General features: G+C 60.3%; 17 protein-coding genes and 6 tRNA genes. 14 read left to right on the plus strand and 9 right to left on the minus strand.

The annotated features are described in order from the left end of the window. Positions 1-47 precede the first annotated feature (47 nt). From ASD02_RS08530 to ASD02_RS08540, 3 genes are all read right to left on the minus strand, one after another. On the minus strand, positions 48-695 hold the full coding sequence (locus tag ASD02_RS08530; RefSeq protein ID WP_025426887.1) for an outer membrane protein: 648 nt from the start codon (positions 693-695) through the stop codon (positions 48-50). A gap of 159 nt (positions 696-854) precedes the next feature. Further along, positions 855-1337, minus strand: coding sequence for a DUF192 domain-containing protein (locus ASD02_RS08535; RefSeq protein ID WP_025426886.1), 483 nt, complete (start codon positions 1335-1337; stop codon positions 855-857). Continuing rightward, on the minus strand, positions 1337-1915 hold the full coding sequence (locus ASD02_RS08540; protein ID WP_025426885.1) for a cold-shock protein: 579 nt from the start codon (positions 1913-1915) through the stop codon (positions 1337-1339). The genes ASD02_RS08535 and ASD02_RS08540 overlap by 1 nt, the downstream gene beginning before the upstream one ends. 197 nt (positions 1916-2112) lie before the next feature. Here ASD02_RS08540 and ASD02_RS08545 point away from each other — a divergent pair, with 197 nt between their 5' ends. From ASD02_RS08545 to ASD02_RS08580, 8 genes are all read left to right on the plus strand, one after another. Next, entirely contained in the window at positions 2113-2553 is a 441-nt protein-coding gene (locus ASD02_RS08545; protein WP_025426884.1) for a VOC family protein, read from the plus strand. 400 nt (positions 2554-2953) lie between these two features. After that, positions 2954-4351, plus strand: a complete 1398-nt coding sequence (locus ASD02_RS08550) for a YcbK family protein (RefSeq protein ID WP_025426883.1) — start codon at positions 2954-2956, stop codon at positions 4349-4351. 136 nt (positions 4352-4487) lie between these two features. After that, positions 4488-4562, plus strand: a tRNA-Glu gene (locus ASD02_RS08555). Positions 4563-4587: 25 nt separating this feature from the next. Further along, positions 4588-4662: transfer RNA gene (locus ASD02_RS08560), tRNA-Glu, on the plus strand. A gap of 209 nt (positions 4663-4871) precedes the next feature. Beyond that, positions 4872-4946: transfer RNA gene (locus ASD02_RS08565), tRNA-Glu, on the plus strand. Between the two features lie 93 nt (positions 4947-5039). Next, positions 5040-5114 (plus strand) — tRNA-Glu (locus ASD02_RS08570). Between the two features lie 197 nt (positions 5115-5311). Beyond that, a tRNA-Glu gene (locus ASD02_RS08575) sits at positions 5312-5383 on the plus strand. A gap of 16 nt (positions 5384-5399) precedes the next feature. After that, a tRNA-Glu gene (locus ASD02_RS08580) sits at positions 5400-5474 on the plus strand. A 207-nt stretch (positions 5475-5681) separates the two neighbouring features. Here ASD02_RS08580 and recJ read toward each other — a convergent pair. The 4 genes from recJ to ASD02_RS08600 all read right to left on the minus strand — a co-directional run bounded on the left by recJ (position 5682) and on the right by ASD02_RS08600 (position 10667). Further along, complete coding sequence (recJ, locus tag ASD02_RS08585) at positions 5682-7484, minus strand: single-stranded-DNA-specific exonuclease RecJ (protein WP_057205021.1); 1803 nt, start codon at positions 7482-7484, stop codon at positions 5682-5684. Between the two features lie 126 nt (positions 7485-7610). Further along, the gene (locus ASD02_RS08590) at positions 7611-8933 is read right to left on the minus strand and encodes a homoserine dehydrogenase (RefSeq protein ID WP_025426881.1); all 1323 of its coding nucleotides are present in this window, start codon (positions 8931-8933) and stop codon (positions 7611-7613) included. Positions 8934-9016: 83 nt separating this feature from the next. After that, positions 9017-10234, minus strand: coding sequence for an LL-diaminopimelate aminotransferase (locus ASD02_RS08595; RefSeq protein ID WP_025426880.1), 1218 nt, complete (start codon positions 10232-10234; stop codon positions 9017-9019). 124 nt (positions 10235-10358) lie between these two features. Beyond that, positions 10359-10667, minus strand: coding sequence for a hypothetical protein (locus ASD02_RS08600; RefSeq protein WP_025426879.1), 309 nt, complete (start codon positions 10665-10667; stop codon positions 10359-10361). 109 nt (positions 10668-10776) lie between these two features. On the opposite strand from ASD02_RS08600, the gene phaC reads away from it, so the two are divergent. From phaC to radC, 4 genes are all read left to right on the plus strand, one after another. Further along, positions 10777-12618, plus strand: coding sequence for a poly(3-hydroxyalkanoate) polymerase subunit PhaC (gene phaC / locus ASD02_RS08605; protein WP_025426878.1), 1842 nt, complete (start codon positions 10777-10779; stop codon positions 12616-12618). 18 nt (positions 12619-12636) lie between these two features. Then, on the plus strand, positions 12637-13368 hold the full coding sequence (gene sfsA, locus ASD02_RS08610; RefSeq protein ID WP_025426877.1) for a DNA/RNA nuclease SfsA: 732 nt from the start codon (positions 12637-12639) through the stop codon (positions 13366-13368). Positions 13369-13597: 229 nt separating this feature from the next. Further along, positions 13598-14437, plus strand: a complete 840-nt coding sequence (gene map, locus ASD02_RS08615; RefSeq protein WP_057220535.1) for a type I methionyl aminopeptidase — start codon at positions 13598-13600, stop codon at positions 14435-14437. Beyond that, the gene (gene radC / locus ASD02_RS08620) at positions 14434-15225 is read left to right on the plus strand and encodes a DNA repair protein RadC (RefSeq protein ID WP_057220536.1); all 792 of its coding nucleotides are present in this window, start codon (positions 14434-14436) and stop codon (positions 15223-15225) included. The genes map and radC overlap by 4 nt, the downstream gene beginning before the upstream one ends. A 107-nt stretch (positions 15226-15332) precedes the next feature. Here the strand turns inward: radC and ASD02_RS08625 are convergent, their stop codons facing one another. Next, positions 15333-16376, minus strand: a complete 1044-nt coding sequence (locus ASD02_RS08625) for a magnesium and cobalt transport protein CorA (protein WP_025426874.1) — start codon at positions 16374-16376, stop codon at positions 15333-15335. Between the two features lie 202 nt (positions 16377-16578). Here ASD02_RS08625 and sthA point away from each other — a divergent pair, with 202 nt between their 5' ends. After that, the gene (sthA, locus tag ASD02_RS08630; RefSeq protein WP_025426873.1) at positions 16579-17985 is read left to right on the plus strand and encodes a Si-specific NAD(P)(+) transhydrogenase; all 1407 of its coding nucleotides are present in this window, start codon (positions 16579-16581) and stop codon (positions 17983-17985) included. A gap of 186 nt (positions 17986-18171) precedes the next feature. After that, on the plus strand, positions 18172-18981 hold the full coding sequence (locus tag ASD02_RS08635; protein WP_057220537.1) for an endonuclease/exonuclease/phosphatase family protein: 810 nt from the start codon (positions 18172-18174) through the stop codon (positions 18979-18981). A 106-nt stretch (positions 18982-19087) separates the two neighbouring features. On the opposite strand, the gene tig is transcribed toward ASD02_RS08635, so the two are convergent. After that, a complete protein-coding gene (gene tig / locus ASD02_RS08640; RefSeq protein ID WP_025426871.1) occupies positions 19088-20566 on the minus strand; it encodes a trigger factor in 1479 nt (492 codons plus the stop codon). Between the last annotated feature and the right edge of the window lie 21 nt (positions 20567-20587).

Below are 20587 nucleotides of genomic sequence, written 5' to 3' on the forward strand. Positions count from 1 at the left end.
AAAGAGGGCTCCGTGCCATCGGCGCCCTCTCCTCGCATTCACAATCTTTAGAACTTTACGCCGATGCCGACGGTGAATTGATGCTGGTCGAAATCGACGTTGTAGCCGCCGACATCCTTGTCGCCATAGTCGTTGTAGCGATATTCGGCCCGACCGAACAGGCTGTCGGTGAAGGCGTAGTCGACACCGGCACCGATCGTCCAGCCATTGAAGGTTTCCTTTTCCTTGGAAGCCCCAGGCACATCGACAAAGCCGCGCGTAATCGCCCAGCCGCTGGTCGCATAGACAAGTGCCTTGTCGTTGACGACGTAACCCAGACGGCCGCGGACGGAACCGGATACATCGGTTCCGGCTTCCGGAGAGGCGCCGAAGATATCGAAGGTCTTGTCGTTCCAGTTATAGCTGACATCGCCTTCGATACCGTAGACCCAATCGCCTTGTTGGTAGTTGAAGCCGGCGAAGGCACCGAGAAGGCCGCCATTGAAATCCTGTGAAGCGCTTCCGCCCGGCGTACTGAAATCGCCATTAAGCCAGCCGCCACCACCCTGTAGACCGACATAACCGCCGGTCCAGACAAAGGTAGGCGCTGCTTCCACGAGGGGCGCCGGCTCGAGGTTTTCGGTCAGATCGGCGGCCGATGCCGCGGGCGCGAAGGCGGCCGCAGCAATGATTGCAACAAGCACATGCCTGATCATCACAGATGCCTCCTGTTGGTCCGATAGAAAGACTACCAACTTATGTAGGGCGCGTCTGCCGAAAAGGCTCGCTGCAGTGCAAGAATAATGAATTGCGCTTTTAAATCAGCTGGTTGGAAACCGTTAACCGGGCCACGTCGGACACCGTGCCCTGCATCATCAGTTACCGACGATACGAGCGCCTTCCAGCCGATCACCCGGCTTGATGCCGAGCCGTTTGACGGTTCCGGCATTGAGTTCCAGCACATAGGCCACCGGCTCACGCGAATCGATGATCGCCTCGGAAAACGGCACGGCATCCTGATGGATCGTCCGCACAGTACCGCTCTTGTCGATGAACAGCATGTCGAGCGCCAGATAGGTGTTCTTCATCCACATCATCACCCGACGGGTATCACCGAAATCGAACAACATTCCGTGATCGGGTGCCATTGAGCGCCGAAACATCAGCCCCTGCTCCCGCTGATCGGCATCGATGGCAAGCTCGACCGTGAACTCATGGATCTTGTTGTCGGCCGTCACCAGCCGCATCCGGTCGCTGGTGAATTGCGCTTCCGCTAGCGCAAAGGCTGCAAACAGTAGCGCCGACAAAAAAAGCGCCGTGGCGGCGCTTCTTGCAGAAAAGGTTCGAGCCATCGACATCAGTGCGAACGGCTTGTCGGTGTTGGGCCATCGGGATGGATCTCGGCCGCCATCAAGCCCTTTTCACCGTCGCCGAAGCGCACGAGAACCACTTGGCCGGGGCGCAGTTCCGTCAGACCGAAACGGCGCAACGTTTCCATATGAACGAAGATATCCTCCGTGCCCTCGCCGCGCGTCAAGAAGCCGAAGCCCTTGGTCCGGTTGAACCACTTGACCAAGACACGTTCGAGGCCGCTCGTCGGCGTTACCTGCACGTGGGTTCTGATCGGCGGCAGTTGCGAGGGATGAATGGCCGTCGACTGATCCATCGACAGAATGCGGAAGGCCTGGTAGCCACGGTCGCGCTTCTGGATGAGAGCCACGACGCGGGCCCCTTCGAGCACCGTCTGATAGCCGTCGCGCCGCAGGCAGGTCACGTGCACCAGCACATCCTGCATGCCGTTATCAGGCACGATGAAGCCAAACCCCTTGGCGACATCGAACCATTTGATCACGCCGGTGATTTCGACGAGGTCGAGGGCGTCGCTGCCAAAGTCGTCATCATGCATGACGTCTTTTGAAGATGTCCTATCCGCCATTCTCTCCCAGCCCCTCGTTTACGCGCGACTACCGACTACGGTTAACTGATTCTTATTGACCAGAATAACATCGTCCCGCCGCTGGTGCGCAAGACCCTCGGCGTATTTTGGCCTGGATCCAATGTAGGGACGCAGCCTTGCCTCTGGCTTGCTGGCAGATAAGTATACGCCATCTTCTTCGAAACAGGGACATTGCAATGCGTTATCTGCACACGATGGTTCGCGTCAAAAATCTGGACGAGGCCTTGAACTTCTATTGCACGCTTTTCGGCCTCAGCGAAATCCGTCGCTACGAGAACGAGAAGGGCCGCTTCACGCTTGTCTTCCTGGCCGCCCCAGGCGATCTCGACCGGGCAAAGGGCGAACTCTCGCCGTGCCTCGAACTCACCTACAATTGGGACAGCGAAGATTATACAGGCGGTCGCAACTTCGGTCACCTGGCCTATGAGGTGGATGACATTTATGGCTTCTGCCAGCACCTGATGGACAACGGCGTAACCATTAACCGCCCGCCACGCGATGGGCACATGGCCTTTGTGCGCTCACCCGACGGTATTTCGATCGAGATCCTGCAGAAGGGCGAGAACCTGGCGGCGCAGGAGCCCTGGGCGTCCATGGCCAACACCGGCGCCTGGTAAGCCTCGCGCAATTCTGGCCGCCGATGATTGACGTCTGCAGCCGGGAGTTTCGGCTTGGCACAGTCGAGTCGCGGATCCGTTGAATTGACGAATGATCCTGGGCCCGGCATCGACACCGGGCCTTCGCATGCTTGGCGCATGTGGGCTCAAGGTTAGCGCCAGTTTACAAATCACGTATCGTTCAGTAACTTTCCGCGCGAAACGTTGATACGGGGTTCTATCCGCGATGTCTCGTGGCGACGCCCCTAACTGTATTTGGCCTAATCCTTCCCGCGGCGATCCGATTGGTCGCCGCGCGAAATTCGTGTTTGTTTGTTCTGGGCGATGTTTCGGAACTGAGACTTAATGCATGGAAAGGCGACGATCTCGCCGATCATGCACGGAGAGCGGGGATAGGACGTTGCAACATCGGGAAACAAGGGGAGCGCTGCTGGCAACTTTCAGCCGCGCAGCCGCGATATCCGTTTCGCTGTTCGCGTTGAGCGGCTGCGTGTCTGCCGTCGCTGATAGCGAAGCAGCAAATGCGTTGAAGGTAGAGGAAGCGCAAGACGCTCTGCAGGTCGCCGATTCGCCCCAGACCGGCGCGACCGTTCGCGACGCTCAAGTGTCGGCGGTTGGCAGCAACCCGCAGGCAGCCCAAGGCAATAGCGCTCTCGCGCCGGGTCAGGCCCCCGCGCAACAGGGTGGGCCGCTGACCATGCAGAGCACGGGCCTGCGTGCGGCCTCATCGAGCATCTATGGCCAGGCTCCGGCCGCGGCCGGTCAAGCGGCGATGGCGGGCGCACAGCCGCAGGCGACGGGCTCCGTCCCGGCCACAGGCGCTGCCCAGCCGAGCATGAACGCAACGACGAACAGCCTCTTCAGCGGCAGCCAAGGACAGGGGCAAATCCAGCCTCAGCCTCAGCCGCAACCCCAGCCGATCATCCAGCCGCAGCAAGGCGCATCGAATGAGACTTCCGGCGCCCCGTCCGATACAGCAGTGATGGCCTATGCCGCCCCGGAAGGCGCTACTCTTCCCGCCTCGGTACCGCTGCCCTTGAGCGCGCAAGCCGCCCTCGGCGGCAAGACATCGCGCGTGCTTCAGCCCGTACAAGCTGTTGAGCAGGCGCAGGCTGCAACAGACGTGGCGACCCAGGCCGCCACGGCCACGCCGAACGCCAAGGCCAGCGAAAGCGGCTCCAAGGAAGTACCGAAGACCTGGACGCTTGCGAGCCTGTTTGCGGGAAAACGCAAGGAGAAACAGCAGCAGGAAACGGCGCGCGCAGCGCAGCCGGCTGAGAAAAAAACCATCACCACCAGCAACGCCAGCCAGCCGCAGATGGCCTCGCTCGCCTATCAGGGCCTGCCCGGCGTCAAGATGAGCCCGCTGTTCAGCGTGGCGCATGAAGACCACGCGGCGGACGAAGAGGACGCACCGGTTCAGGTCGCCTCCCTTTCCGGCTTGGCCCGTCTGGCACCAAGCGGCCTTATCCTGCAGACCGAAAAGGTCGAGGCCGGCTGCTTCAAGCCGGAGCTGATGCAGATGCTCAAACAGGTTGAAACGCATTACGGCCGCCAAGTGATGGTGACTTCGGGCCTGCGCCCGATCAAGGTCAACCGCGCAAAGCAATCCCTCCATACGCGCTGCGAGGCGGCAGACATCCAGGTGAAGGGCGTCAGCAAGTGGGAGTTGGCAGATTTCCTGCGCAGCATTCCCGGGCGCGGTGGCGTTGGAACCTACTGCCACACGGAATCGGTTCATATCGACATCGGCGCCCAGCGCGATTGGAACTGGCGCTGCCGCCGCGGCAAGGGCTGAAGGCAAGCCCTTGTTTCCATGAGCTAATCCGCAGGATCCGTCCATCTTTTCCGGCTTTTGCATTTTTTACAGAAAAATGAAAATTGCCGCTTGCGGTAATCAAATCGCCTGACTATAAGACGCCCACACAGCAAGTGCGCCCTTCGTCTATCGGTTAGGACACCAGATTTTCATTCTGGGAAGAGGGGTTCGACTCCCCTAGGGCGTGCCACTGTGACCCNGCCCACACAGCAAGTGCGCCCTTCGTCTATCGGTTAGGACACCAGATTTTCATTCTGGGAAGAGGGGTTCGACTCCCCTAGGGCGTGCCACTGTGACCCTCCCCTTCAGATGATTTTGTTATTGGTGATCGGCAGTTTCTTGCCGAGAATTCAGCGTGCGCTCGAATATGCGATGCGCACATGCACGCCGAACGGGTGCAGATTTTTCCGTTTCTTTTTCACGGGAAAAGCACACGAATTTTCAGATTCACGCTTGCAGTCTGCAAAGGCGCTGCCTATAAGGCGCCCACACAGCAAGTGCGCCCTTCGTCTATCGGTTAGGACACCAGATTTTCATTCTGGGAAGAGGGGTTCGACTCCCCTAGGGCGTGCCACTGTGATNTTTTCCCCAGAAAAACCTCAAAAATCCTGACATTAGCGCTTGCAGCCGGCAAAAGCGCTGCCTATAAGGCGCCCACACAGCAAGTGCGCCCTTCGTCTATCGGTTAGGACACCAGATTTTCATTCTGGGAAGAGGGGTTCGACTCCCCTAGGGCGTGCCACTGTGATCCCCTCCCCAGCACATTCGTTTCCGTTTTGGCGCCGATTGCATCGACCCATGCCCCTCGGCTTCAGGCATCTGCGCCATGTTCTTAGCCGTTGATTTTTCCTGCATTTTCCCCAGAAAAACCTCAAAAATCCTGACATTAGCGCTTGCAGCCGGCAAAAGCGCTGACTATAAGACGCCCACACAGCAAGTGCGCCCTTCGTCTATCGGTTAGGACACCAGATTTTCATTCTGGGAAGAGGGGTTCGACTCCCCTAGGGCGTACGCCCACACAGCAAGTGCGCCCTTCGTCTATCGGTTAGGACACCAGATTTTCATTCTGGGAAGAGGGGTTCGACTCCCCTAGGGCGTGCCACTGTGACCTTCCCCTCGACATTGTTGATGTTCGGCCTGCACGTCTTCGCAGGACCAAAAATAGTCATGCTCCGTCCCGTGGCGCGGAGTACTTCTGCCCCGTCTCTGACGCAGGTTCACAGGAGATGACTGGACTCGATCCCGGCAGATAGTCATGCATTCCAAGCGGCACCGCAGAGCTTGACGGAATATAGATTCAGGCTGCCGGCTACATTGCCTTGGCAGCGTCGCTTACACGCAACTGCACGCGCCGCTGGCCTTGCCAAAGATCGGCCGAAACCGAACCCGCAACATGAATGGATGCGCCACGGCTGGCGAACAGGAAGTCGCCGAGCGGCGTCTCCACGGCCCGAAAGGCGATACCTTCGAGGCGGCTGCCGTCTTGCCCTTCGAGGGTCACCTTGATGTGGTTGGCTCCAACCTGGCGGCAGTCGCGCAGCCGATGCAGGGGGAAGGCGAAGACCGGCTGCGGATGGGCGGAGCCGTAGGGGCCGGCCTGCTCCAGCAGATCGATCAGTTCCAGCGTTGCGCCAGACGCGCCGAGCGCGCCGTCCACCTTCAGCGTCTGCACCGCAACGAGGTCCCGCACGGCTGCTTCAGCCTTCTCCTCAAAGAATTGGCGCAACCGGCCGAGCTTTGCCCGCTCGACCGTCAGGCCTGCGGCCATGGCGTGGCCGCCGCCTTTCACCAACAATCCGCCGTCGACGGCGGCACGAACCATCTTTCCCATGTCGAAACCAGCAATCGACCGACCCGATCCGGTGCCGCGACCATTCGGATCGAAGGCAATGGCAAAGGTCGGGCGACGGAATTTCTCTTTTATTCTCGCCGCGATCAGCCCGACGATACCGGGGTGCCAGTTCTCCCGCGCCGTCACAATGACGGAGGCGCCCTCGCCCGTGCCGTACTCAGCCAGAACCTCGGCCTCGGCCTCGGCCAACATCGCCGCTTCCATCGCCTGCCGCTCGCGGTTGAGCTCGTCGAGCCGTGCCGCAATCGTTTCAGCCGCAGCACTATCGTCCATCGTCAACAGGCGGCTGCCAAGCGCCGCGTCCCCGATGCGCCCGCCCGCATTGATGCGTGGCCCGACCAGAAAGCCGAGATGATATGGCGTCACGGGACCGCCGATCGCCGCCTTGCGCAACAGCGCGGCCAGCCCGACATTGCCCATATGCCGGGCTGCAATCAGCCCCTTGACCACATAGGCGCGATTGAGCCCCTTCAGCGGCACCACATCACAAACGGTTGCGAGTGCCACGAGATCGAGTTGCGCCAGTAGATCGAAAGTCCCAACGCGCGCATCACCAGCGGCGCGCAGCACACGCACGGCATTGACGAGAACGAGATAGACGACGCCGGCAGCGCAAAGGTGCCCCTGGCCGGAGAGATCGTCCTCGCGGTTGGGATTGACCAGTGCATGGCATGGCGGCAACGTCGAGCCGACCTGGTGATGGTCGATGACGACGACGTCGATACCGCGTTGGGCCGCGACAGCGAGCGATTCATGGCTGGTCGAGCCACAGTCGACGGTGACGATGAGCCTGGCCCCGTTATCGATCAACTGTTCGATCGCCTGTGGGTTGGGGCCATAGCCTTCAAAGATGCGATCGGGGATGTAGATCTCGACCTCGAGCCCGAAATGTTCGAGGAAGCGCGCCATCAGCGCCGAGGATGCAGCGCCATCGACGTCGTAGTCGCCGAAGACCACTACCTTCTCGCGCCTGGATATTGCCAGCGACAGGCGCTCTGCCGCTTTGCGGCAGTCGGTCAAGGTGTCGGGGTCCGGCATCAGCGAGCGAAGCGTCGGGTCGAGGAAGGTCGCGGCATCGTCGAGCGAAACGCCACGGCCGGCCAGCACGCGTCCAATGAGATCGGAATAGCCATGAACCTGGCTGATCGCCAGCGCGCGGTTCTGCCCGGCCTGGTCGAGACGAGAGACCCAGCGCTGACCGCTGATCGATCGCTCGACGCCCAGAAAAGCTCGCTGTATCGGGTCTACCGGTTCTTCCATGCTGTCCACCTGCCTCAATCTCTTCGTTATTAGCGAACAATGCGCGCACGCAAAACCCGGCATGAAAAAGGCCCCACCGACGCCAATGGTCGATGGGGCCCGTTCTCAACAGCTTTGCACCTTGAGCTAGGCTGCCTTCGGCCGCTCGATGCGGATCACCTGCGGCTCGCCGACCAGATAGCCCTCGCTCTTGATCGCGACGATCGCATCGCGCACCGAATGCTCGGCGGTCGCGTGCGTCACCAAAATGATCGTCTGCGGCTCGTCCGATTCCTTCGGGTGCTTGGAATGCTGCATGATCGATTCCAGCGAAATGCCGTTTTCGGCCATGCGCGAAGCAATGCTCGCAAAGACGCCTGTGCGATCGACGACCTTCAGGCGGATGAAGTAGCCGCCTTCGTGGCTCTGGATCTGCGCGCGCTTGTAAGGCAGCAGCGCATTGGTCGGACGACCAAATGCGGGCACATGCTGGGCGCCAGGGCGGCTCTTGGCGATATCGGCGACGTCGCCGAGAACGGCCGACGCCGTCGCGTTGCCGCCGGCACCCGGACCGACCATCAGCAGCTCGCCGAGAATATCGGATTCGATCGCGACCGCATTGGTGACGCCATCGACCTGAGCGATCACCGAATCATAGGGAACCATCGTTGGATGTACGCGCTGCTCGATGCCGCTTTCGGTGCGCTGGGCGACCCCGAGAAGCTTGATCCGGTATCCGAGATCGGCCGCGGCATTGATATCGTCGATGGAGATATTGGTGATGCCTTCGAGATAGATGTCGTCGGCCGCAATCGCCGTGCCGAAGGCAAGGCTCGTCAGGATCGATAGCTTGTGGGCGGTATCGTTGCCTTCGATGTCGAAGGCCGGGTCGGCCTCAGCATAGCCGAGCCTCTGGGCTTCCTTCAGGCAGGCCTCGAAGGACAGACCCTCCTTCTCCATCTTCGTCAGGATGTAGTTGCAGGTGCCGTTCATGATCCCGTAGACGCGCGAGATCGTGTTGCCGGTCATGGATTCGCGCAGCGCCTTGATGACGGGAATGCCGCCAGCAACGGCAGCTTCGTAGTTGAGCAGCGCGCCGTTGTTCTCGGCAATGGCCGCAAGCTCGATGCCATGTGCTGCCAGCAACGCCTTGTTGGCGGTGACGACATGGATACCACGGCCGAGCGCCGTCTTGACCGCAGCATAGGCCGGGTCGCCGGAACCGCCCATCAATTCGATGAAGACATCGATATCGGCATTGGCAGCGAGCGAGACGGCATCGTCGAACCAGGTGGTCTTCGACAGATCGACTCCACGATCCCTGGAGCGGTCACGCGCCGTTACGGCTGTAATTTCGATTGCCCTGCCACATGTCGTTGCCAGCATCTCGTGACGATCCTGGAGGATTCGCACGAGCGAGGCACCGACGGTACCCAAGCCCGCAATGCCAATTTTGAGGGCATCTGCCATAGCCATTTCCTAACATGTGAGGGTCCCCGCCAGAACGGCGGGGCCGTTGCGGTAGGGGCGCGCGCCTGGCACGCCCCCGTCTTTTACCGATGCGCGTTGAGCGAGATGACGTTGTGCATCGTCTCGTCAGCCGTGGACAGGAACTTCTTGATATTGCGTGCCGCCTGACGAATGCGGTGCTCGTTTTCGACGAGCGCCAGACGCACATAGTCGTCACCCTGCTCGCCGAAGCCGATGCCCGGCGCTACGGCCACATCGGCCTTCTCTACAAGCAGCTTTGAGAATTCGAGCGATCCGAGATGACGGAACTTCTCCGGGATCTTGGCCCAGGCAAACATCGTGGCTGCCGGCGGCGGCACGTCGAAGCCGGCCTTGCCGAAGCTTTCGACCATCACGTCGCGACGGCGCTTGTAGATGTTGCGGACCTCGGCGATGTCGCTGCCGTCACCGTTAAGTGCCTGGGTGGCGGCAACCTGGATCGGCGTGAACGCACCATAGTCGAGATAAGACTTCACGCGCGTCAGCGCCGCGATCAACCGCTCGTTGCCGACGGCAAAGCCCATGCGCCAACCGGGCATGGAAAACGTCTTCGACATCGAGGTGAACTCGACCGCGATGTCGATCGCGCCCGGCACCTCGAGCACGGATGGTGGCGGCGCATCGTTGAAGTAGATTTCCGAATAGGCCAGATCCGACAAGACGATGATGTCGTGCTTCTTCGCGAATGCCACGACTTCCTTATAGAAATCGAGCGTCGCAACCTGCGCCGTCGGGTTCGACGGGTAATTGAGGATCAGCGCCAGCGGCTTCGGGATCGAATGGCGAACGGCGCGCTCCAGCGGCCCGAAGAATGTGTCGTCCGGCTCGACCGAGATCGAGCGGATGACGCCACCGGCCATCAGAAAGCCGAAGGCATGGATCGGATAGGTCGGATTAGGGCACAGGATCACGTCGCCCGGCGCGGTGATCGCCTGAGCCATGTTGGCAAAGCCTTCCTTGGAGCCAAGGGTGGCGACGACCTGCGTGTCCGGGTTCAGTTTGACGCCGAAGCGGCGGGCGTAATAGGCGGCCTGGGCACGACGCAGCCCGGGAATGCCCTTCGACGACGAATAACGATGCGTGCGCGGGTCCTGAACGGCCTCGCAGAGCTTGTCGACAATCGACTGCGGAGTGGGAAGATCCGGATTGCCCATGCCGAGGTCGATGATGTCAGCACCGGCCGCTCGCGCGCTTGCTTTCAAACGGTTGACCTGTTCGAAAACATAAGGCGGCAAACGCCGGACTTTGTGAAACTCTTCCATCTCCAAACCTCGTTTGGCGCACGTATCCGCCAGCGGTTGGCCGTCGCGAAAACATGCGCTTTGGTGAACGGCCGTCATTGCGGCCATTGAACGCTTTGCGTCCAAATCACCTGAAACGCAAGTGCTAATTCGTGATCTGTTTCAACGTGTCGGAGCCGTGGTCTTCGGCAAGCTTTCGCATTTCCTTCATGCGACGCTGATACTCCGCTTCGGAGATGGAGCCGGATTTGCGCGCGGCACCGAGCGCGGACAGCCGCGCCTGCATATCGGCGGCTTCCTGATTGGTCATCTGCTGCGTTGCCGCAGGCTTCTGACCGTAGACGGAGGGATAATTTTCGAAATCGGTCTTCTGGCTGTTGCAGCCCGCAAGCGTGCCGAGGAGAATGATCCCGGCAACCCAGGTGATGGAGCGCTGTTTTCCGACGGCGAGCATACTGGCAAAGACCTCTGTTTTCGTGGCGCGACGATGCGCTAGCCCTTGTAATCATTTTCGGGCAGAATGTAAAAATACAAAACAAACAAGATGCTGTGGAGGAAACCGGGTGACAGCAGACAGGAATGCCGAAGGCAAGGACGGCTTTGCTGGCTTCGACCCGAAGTCCGTTGAACCCTACATCGTCAAGGATCCCGAAGGCCTCGCGGTCAACCTTGCCCGCGCAATGGAGCAGCTCGGCAAGGCGGCCTCAGCCTGGCTTGCGCCGCGCGAAACCGGCGAAAAATCCGACGTCTTCTCCGAACCTGTCACCGACATGGTCAAAACCCTCTCCAGGGTTTCCGAGTATTGGCTTTCCGATCCACGCCGGACGCTCGAAGCCCAGACCCATCTGATGGGCAGTTTCTTCGAGATGTGGTCTCGAACCTTGCATCGCATGTCCGGTGATGTTGTCGCCACCGATCCCGTGAGCTTGCAGCGCACCGACAAGCGCTTCGCCGACGAGGACTGGGTAAAAAACCCGTTCTTCGATTTCGTCCGGCAGGCCTATTTCATCACGTCGGACTGGGCTGACAAGATGGTGCGCGACGCGGAAGGGCTGGACGACCACACCAAACACAAGGCTGCCTTTTACGTCAGGCAGATTTCGAGTGCGCTCTCTCCGACCAATTTCGTCACCACCAACCCTCAGCTCTACCGGGAAACGGTTGCGACGAGCGGCGCCAATCTCGTCAAGGGCATGCAAATGTTTGCCGAGGACGTGGTGGCCGGTCGCGGCGATCTCAGGATGCGCCAGACCGATACCAGCAAATTCGCGATCGGCGAAAACATCGCGATCACCCCCGGCAAGGTGGTCGCGCAGAGCGACGTCTGCCAGGTGATCCAGTACGAGGCCTCGACGGAAACGGTGCTCAAGCGTCCGCTGTTGATCTGCCCGCCCTGGATCAACAAGTTCTACGTGCTCGACCTCAACCCGCAGAAATCCTACATCAAGTGGGCGGTCGATCAGGGACACACGGTGTTCGTCATCTCCTGGGTCAATCCGGACGAGCGGCATGCGGCCAAGGATTGGGAAGCCTATGCCCGCGAAGGCATCGGCTTTGCGCTCGACACCGTCGAACAGGCGACCGGCGAACGGGACGTGAATGCCATCGGCTATTGCGTCGGTGGAACGCTATTGGCCGCAACACTGGCGCTCCATGCCGCAGAGGGCGACGAGCGCATCCGCTCGGCAACGCTGTTTACCACCCAGGTCGACTTCACTCACGCCGGTGATCTCAAGGTCTTCGTCGACGAAGACCAGATCAGCCAGATGGAAGCCAACATGCGGGTGGCCGGCTATCTCGACGGCTCGAAAATGGCGACCGCGTTCAACATGCTGCGCGCCTCCGAACTGATCTGGCCCTACTTCGTCAACAACTACCTCAAGGGGCAGGAGCCCCTGCCCTTCGACCTGCTCTACTGGAATTCCGATTCGACCCGGATGCCGGCGGCCAACCATTCGTTCTACCTGCGCAACTGCTACCTGGAAAACCGTCTGTCGAAGGGCGAGATGATGCTGGCCGGCAAGCAGGTATCGCTGGGTGACGTCAAGATCCCGATCTACAACCTGGCAACCAAGGAAGACCATATCGCTCCGCCGCGCTCCGTTTTCCTCGGCAGTTCCTCCTTCGGTGGCAAGGTCACATACGTGCTTTCCGGCTCGGGCCACATCGCCGGCGTCGTGAACCCACCGGACAAGGGCAAGTACCAGTTCTGGACCGGCGGTCCTCCCAAGGGAGAGTTCGACGATTGGGTCAAAACGGCCACGGAGACCCCCGGGTCCTGGTGGCCGCACTGGCATCAGTGGATCGAAAAGCTGGACAAGAAGCGCGTGCCCGCGCGCAAGCCCGGCGGCACGCTCAACACGCTGGAAGAGGCGCCCGGCTCCTATGTGCGCGCCCGCGCCTGACCAAAGTGTGAACAGATCTTGATTTTCGATCGGCCACTCGTGCCCGCCACGCTCGTGCAGCGCTACAAACGCTTTCTATTCGACGCTCTCCTCGCCGATGGTACGGCATTGACCGGCTCATGCCCCAACACCGGGTCGATGCGCGGACTGACGACGCCGGGTTCGCGCATCTGGATGTCGGAGCATGATAGCCCGACGCGCAAGTACCGGCAGATGCTCGAAATCGTCGAGGCGGATGGTACGCTGGTCGGCATCAACACCGGCCTGCCCAACCGTCTGGCGGAAGAGGCCATTCGGCTCGGACTTGTCGCCGACCTTCATCTCTACGAGAACCTCGCCCGCGAGCAGAAATACGGGCGCAATTCGCGAATCGACATTCTCTTGAGCGACAGCCTGCGCGGTCTTGCCTATGTCGAGGTGAAGAATGTGCATTTCAGTCGCAACCCTGGCGTGGCCGAGTTTCCCGACAGCCCGACTGCACGTGGCGCCAAGCACCTCGAAGAACTGGGAGACATGGTCGAAGCCGGCCATCGCGCGATCATGGTCTACCTAGTGCAGCGCAGCGATTGCGATCACCTGCAGATCTGCCGCGACTACGACCCTGTATATGCCGCTGCCTTCGATCGTGCCATGACCAGAGGTGTCGAGGCCTATGCGGTGAAATGCCTGGTATCGCCCTCCGAGATAGCACCGATCGGCTTGATCGCAATCGATGAGGCAGGTGCCAGCGCTATTCGCAACTTCGCCTGAGTTACCGATTTGGCACGCACGGCATCGCCAACCCTTAGCAACCTGCAACATTCTACGGATAGGCGCAGGCATTGATCCGCGTTAGGCTTGCCGATCTGCTTAGCGGAAGATCGCGGCTGCGAAATACTGTGCGCTGCGCCCTATATCAGTCCCTCAAGGTGCACGGCAGTGGACGAGGCTGCCCCTGCTGGATTATGAAATTCGACAGGAAACAACTGAAAGTTCTGGAATGGTGACTTACATCGAGGCAGGGGCCGCGCCCTATAAGAACACCGGCGTCATCCGCCTCTACGGACCGGAGGGGTTCGAAGGTATGCGCAAGGCCTGTCAGGTGACGGCGCGTTGCCTCGACGAACTGGTGTCGCGCGTTCGGCCCGGGGTGACGACCGAGGAGATCGACCGCTTCGTCTTCGAGTTCGGCATGGACAACGGCGCGCTTCCGGCAACGCTGAACTACCGCGGCTATACCAAGTCGTCCTGCACCTCGATCAACCACGTTGTCTGCCACGGTATTCCGAACGACAAGCCGCTTCGCGACGGCGATATCGTCAATATCGACGTGACCTATGTGATCGATGGCTGGCACGGCGATTCCAGCCGCATGTATCCGGTCGGCGAGATCAAACGTGCCGCCGAGCGGCTTCTCGACGTGACGCATGAGTGCCTGATGCGCGGCATTGCCGCCGTGCGTCCTGGCGCCCGCACCGGCGCGATCGGCGAAGCCATCCAGGCCTATGCCGAAGCCGAACGGTGCTCGGTCGTACGCGACTTCTGCGGACACGGCGTCGGCCGGCTTTTCCACGACGCTCCCAACATCCTGCATTACGGCCGCGCCAACGAGGGGCCGGAACTGCGCGAAGGCATGATCTTCACCATCGAGCCGATGATCAATCTCGGTCGCCCGCACGTGAAGGTGCTTGCCGATGGCTGGACGGCGGTAACACGCGACCGTTCTCTCTCGGCGCAGTACGAGCATACGGTCGGCGTCACGGCTGATGGCTGCGAGATCTTCACGCTCTCGCCGGCCGGCTTCTTCAAGCCTGACATGGCCGCCATGGGCGCCGCATGAAGAAAAACTCCCGCTCATCCGCAGGCGATGCGACGCAGCCGGCGGACGAACGGTCGTTTTTTGCGGATCTGCAGCCGCAGGACGCGCATGTCTCAGACGCGGCAGCTCAGGCGGTCGAGGCGCACTATCTTGGCCACCGTGATCGGCTGCGAACACGGTATCGCGAGCACGGCGACGCCGCGCTTGCCGACTACGAACTCCTCGAAATGCTGCTGTTCCGGCTTATCCCGCGCAAGGATACCAAGCCGATTGCCAAGGCGCTGCTGACGCGCTTTGGCACGCTTGCCGGTGTATTCGGCGCACCGCTCCCGTTGCTGCAGGAGGTCAAGGGTGTTGGCGAATCGGTCGCGCTCGACCTGAAGCTCGTCTCGACGATCGGGCACCGAACGCTGAAGAGTGACCTGCGCAAGAAGCACATTCTCTCGTCCTGGTCGGCGGTGATCGAATATTGCCACGCGGCTATGGCCTATGAGACCAAGGAGCAATTCCGGATATTATTCCTCGACAAGCGTAATGCGTTGATTGCCGACGAGGTCCAGCAGACGGGCACGATCGACCACACGCCTGTCTATCCGCGCGAGGTCGTCAAGCGCGCACTCGAATTGTCGGCAACCGCGATCATCCTTGTCCACAATCACCCCTCAGGCGACCCCACGCCGTCGCGGGCGGATATCGACATGACCAAGCTGATCGTCGAGACAGCCAAGCCGCTCGGCATTGCGGTGCACGATCACATCATCATCGGCAAGGACGGCCATGTAAGCCTGAAGGGGCTGCGCCTCTTCTAGAGCGTTTCCGATTTGGACGGAATCGCACAAACGCTTTTTTACGCATTTCCTGATGGAAAACCGCTTCGCACTTTTCCTGGAAATGCTCTAGCCGCCGGGCTTTGCAATCAAAGCCATCGGGCGCGGCGGAAGAAGCGATACAGCGTCAGGCAGAGCCCGATGATCACGGCCAGCACCACGAAATAACCGTAGCGGAATTTAAGCTCCGGCATGTCGTCGAAGTTCATCCCGTAGATACCGGCAATTGCCGTCGGCACTGCAAGGATAGCTGCCCAGGAGGCAAGCTTGCGGGAGATCTCCGTCTGCTCGGATTGGCCGATCATCAAGCTGGCTTCAAAGGTGAAGGCCAGAACCTCGCGCAACGCATCGATATCTTCCTGCACGCGGCGGACATGGTCGGTCACATCGCGAAACAGCGGTTGCAGTGCCGCCTCCATGCCGGGCAGATCGATATGCTCGTGCCGCCGGCAGACATCGACCAGCGGCACGGCGGCATTGCGAAGCCTGAGCAGGTTGCGCCGGAGCAGATAGAGCCGTTCGATATCCGCCTTCTCCAGCCGTTGGCGAAGCAGACGATCCTCGAGCCGTTCGACTTCCTCGTGAATGGCCTCGATTACCGGCATGTAATTGTCGACGATGAAATCGAGGATCGAATACAGGATATAGTTCTCACCATGAGCAAGGGCAGCGGGTGACGCTTCGCATCGCTGCCGCACGGCCATATAGGAGGTCGAGGCGCCGTGGCGAACCGAGACGACGTAGCCGCGCCCGACGAAGAGATGCGTTTCGCCGAACGCGATTTCGACTCCGACCATATGAGCGGTGCGGGCAACGACGAAAATCGAATCGCCATAGATCTCAAGTTTAGGACGTTGATGCGCCTTGCAGGCGTCTTCGATCGCCAGGTCATGCAGATCGAACTCGCGCTGCACCTGGCGAAGCAACGCAGCATCCGGTTCATGGAGACCGATCCAGATGACGGCATTCGGGCGGTTTCGCCATTTGCTCGCATCTTCCACCTGAATGTCCTGGATGCGCACGCCGTTTTCGTAGACCGCAGCGGCGATCACGCCCTGCCTGTCCTCCCCATGCGGCGGTTCCGTGGTGCGCGAATAGTCCGAGCTTGGCTCGTTCATCAGGTCGAACGCCATAGAAGACCTCCCATGCCCGCATGAATTCCATGCACCGGTATGCTATTGGGTCATCGAGCATACGCGTATTTCGTCATATTCGCACCCAACAGGTTTCAAAGACGAAAACCACTTCATCAAACTGTGCGATTGACGATATAGACGCATGCGAGCGAGACTTTTCGCAGCGCACAACGATTCTTCCTTTTTTACGGAAATGCCCATGAACCAGTTCGATCTCATCGTCGTCGGAAGCGGACCCGCCGGCCGCCGTGGCGCCATCCAGGCCGCCAAGCTCGGCAAGAAGGTTCTCGTCATCGAACAGGGCAAACGCGTCGGCGGCGTTTCCGTGCACACGGGCACGATCCCGTCGAAGACCCTGCGCGAAACGGCGCTCAATCTCTCGGGTTGGCGCGAACGCGGCTTTTACGGCCGCTCTTACCGCGTCAAGGAGGAGATCAGCGCCGAGGATCTGCGCCAGCGACTGATCATCACCCTCAATCATGAGGTTGAGGTTCTCGAACACCAGTTTGCCCGCAACCGCGTGCAGCAGATGCGCGGCAAGGCAAGTTTCGTCGATCAGACCACGCTTGAAGTGGTCAAGGACGACGGCGAGACTTTGCTCGTTTCGGCGACCAGCATCATGCTTGCCGTCGGCACGAAGCCATTCCGTCCGGACTACATGCCCTTCGACGGCAAGACCGTGCTCGACAGCGACGAGCTGCTCGATATCTCGCAGTTGCCGCGCTCGCTCGTGGTGATCGGCGCCGGCGTCGTCGGCATCGAATATGCGACGATATTCAGTGCGCTAGACACGCAAGTGACGGTGATCGACCCGAAGACGACGATGCTCGACTTCATCGACAAGGAGATTGTCGAGGACTTCACCTATCAATTGCGCGACCGCAACATGAAACTCCATCTCGGGCAGAAGGCGGAAAAGGTCGAACGGCTCGACGATGGTAAGGTTCTGCTGACGCTCGACAACGGCCGCAGGATCGTGACCGACATGGTGCTCTTTGCCGCCGGCCGCATGGGCGCGACCGACACGCTCAATCTTCCGGCCGCCGGGCTCGAAGCCGACAGCCGCGGTCGGCTCAAGGTCAATCCCGAAACCTTCCAGACCTCAGTGCCCAACATCTACGCCGCCGGCGACGTGGTCGGCTTCCCGAGCCTTGCCTCGACTTCGATGGAACAGGGACGCATTGCTGCTCGCGTCGCAGTCGGCGCCATCGCCATGGAGCCGCAAAAATACTTCCCTTACGGCATCTATGCCGTTCCGGAAATCTCCACCTGCGGCCTTTCAGAAGAGGAGGTCAAGGAGCGCGGCATTGCCTATGAATGCGGCATTGCGCGCTTTCGCGAAACCTCGCGCGGCCACATCATGGGGCTCGACTCCGGTCTTTTGAAGATGATCTTTTCGCTAAAGACGCGCCGCCTGCTCGGCGTGCACATCCTCGGTGAAGGCGCGACCGAGCTGGTTCATATCGGCCAGGCCGTGCTGAACCTCAAGGGCACCGTCGAGTACTTTGTCGAGAACACGTTCAACTATCCGACGCTTGCCGAAGCCTACAAGATTGCCGGCCTCGACGCCTGGAACCGCATGGGCGAGATCAAGCCGACGGCTTAAAATGCCGCGAGGCCGGCCAGGTCGGCCCCGAACAAACCGCCGCGAATCAGATAGCCTCGCCGCCCTGACGTCGCCAAATCCGGCCACTTGAGAACGGCATCAAGTGATCGGCCTGGGCTTCGTTTTCACGCATACGGCCCGAATATGCTGCGCATCGTCGGGCCGTGTTTTGGCGAGCGATTGAGCATGGCACTACGCATCCTCTCCCTGAATGCCTGGGGCGGCAAGCTGCATGCGCCGCTGATACCGTATCTTGTCGAAGTCAACGCAGACATCCTGTGTCTGCAGGAGGTCGTGCGCTCTCCGGAGACGAGGTCAGAGTGGCTCCTTTACCGCGATCGCGATGTCGAGCTGCCGCAGCGCGCCAATCTCTTCGACGAGATCTGCGCAGCCCTGCCTGATCATGACGGGTATTTCTGCCCGACGTCGAGAGGCGAGCTTTCCGATGGCGATCGTATGGTCCATTCCGAATTCGGATTGGCGACATTCGTGCGCAAATCCTTTCCCGTCATCGGCCAGGCGCTCGATTTCGACCATGGCGAGTTTTCGCCCGACGGTTGGGGCGAACATCCGCGCGCCCGAAATGCCCACTGCCTCCGCCTCTTCAACTATGAGCATGGCTTTTCCATAACCATCGCGCAGATGCACGGCCTGCGGACCACGAACGGCAAGGGCGACACGCCGGAGCGGCAGGCGCAGGCGGATGCGCTGGTACAACTTATCGGCCGCATTTGGCCCGGAAACGAAAGGCTCGTCGTCTGCGGCGATTTCAATGTCCTGCCTGAAAGCGCAACCTTTGCGGCGCTCGGCAGTCTCGGCCTGTCCGATCTCGTCACCGGTCGAGGTCACACGGATACACGCACATCGCACTACGGCAAATCAGGGCGTTACGCCGATTACATGCTGGCCACGCCGGATGTCGATGTCATCAGCTTCGACGTTGTCGAACAACCGGAAGTCTCGGATCACCGGGCGTTGCTGCTCGATCTTCGGTAAAGCAAAACGTCTCTGTGCACCCACCACGCACGACAAACATTTCCCCAACAGAAAAGGCCCCGCCGTAAACGGCAGGGCCTCAATTTGTAAGCAATCGAAGAAGTGATTACTCGGCGCTGTCGTCAGCAGCCTTTTTCTTGGCCGGAGCCTTCTTCTTCGGAGCAGCGGCTTCTTCGCCTTCAGCGGCGTCAGCCTTGGCAGCGGCCTTCTTCTTGGCCGGAGCCTTCTTGGCAGCCTTGCCTTCGGTTTCTTCGTCGTCAGCCGTCAGCTCTTCCTTGGAAACCGTCTTGTCGGTTACCGAGATCTCGGAGAGCAGGTGATCGACAACCTTTTCTTCGAACAGCGGAGCGCGCAGCGAAGCGGCGGCACCAGGCGTGTTCTTGAAGTAGTCGAGGATCTGCTTTTCCTGGCCCGGGAACTGGCGGAGCTGTTCGAACAGCGAACGCTGCAGTTCGTCGTCGCTGACCTGAACGCCGGCCTTTTCGCCGATTTCCGAGAGAACGAGGCCGAGGCGAACGCGACGCTCAGCGAGCTTGCGGTATTCGGCGCGTGCTTCTTCTTCGGTGGTTTCTTCGTCAGCGAAGGTCTTGCCGGCCTGCTGCAGATCGGTGTTGATCTGACGCCAGATGTTTTCGAATTCGGCTTCGACGAGGCGCTCCGGCGTATCGAACTGGTAGAGTTCGTCGAGCTGGTCGAGGATCTGACGCTTCACCTTCTGGCGGGTCAGCGAGCCGTACTGGCTCTCGATCTGGCCGCGAACGATTTCCTTCAGCTTGTCAGCCGATTCGAGGCCGAGCTTGGTGGCCAGTTCGTCGTTGATTTCGATGTCCTGGGCCGAAGCAACGTCCTTGACGGTGATGTCGAAGGTGGCTTCCTTGCCAGCGAGGTTCGCTGCCGGGTAATCGGCCGGGAACGTCACGGTGATGGTCTTCTCGTCGCCAGCCTTGACGCCGACGAGCTGCTCTTCGAAGCCCGGGATGAAGCGGTTGGAGCCGAGAACGAGTTCTGCGTCTTCGTCCTTGCCGCCGTCGAAGGCTTCGCCGTCAACCTTGCCGAGGTAGTCGATGGTGACGCGGTCGCCGTTGGCGGCCTTGCCCTTCTTCGATTCGTAGGTGCGAGCGCTTTCAGCGATACGCAGGATCTGCTCGTTGACTTCGTCTTCGGCGATCTCGACGACTTCGCGCGTCACCTTGATGCCGCTGACGTCCTTGAGTTCGATCGCCGGGATGATTTCGTAAGCGACGGTGAACTCGAGGTCAGCCTCAGCGTTGAGGATCTTGTCGGCTTCGGACTCGTCCTCGGTCATCGCGATTTCCGGCTGGGTCGCCGACTTCTCGCCACGGCCCGAAAGGATCTCGGTCGGCTTTTCGCGGACGATCTCGTTGACGAGATCTGCCATGATCGACTTGCCATAGACCTTCTTCAGATGCGCGAACGGCACCTTGCCCGGCCGGAAGCCGTTGATCTTCACACGGTCCTTCACTTCGGCCAGACGCTCGTTCATCCGAGCTTCCATGTCCTTGGCCGGGATAACGACCTTGAGTTCGCGCTTCAGCCCTTGAGCGAGCGTTTCGATAACCTGCATGTTCAAACCTTCATTTCACGT

Origin of the sequence: Ensifer sp. Root1252 (genome assembly GCF_001425885.1) — a bacterium.
Taxonomy (GTDB): Bacteria; Pseudomonadota; Alphaproteobacteria; order Rhizobiales; family Rhizobiaceae; genus Ensifer; species Ensifer canadensis.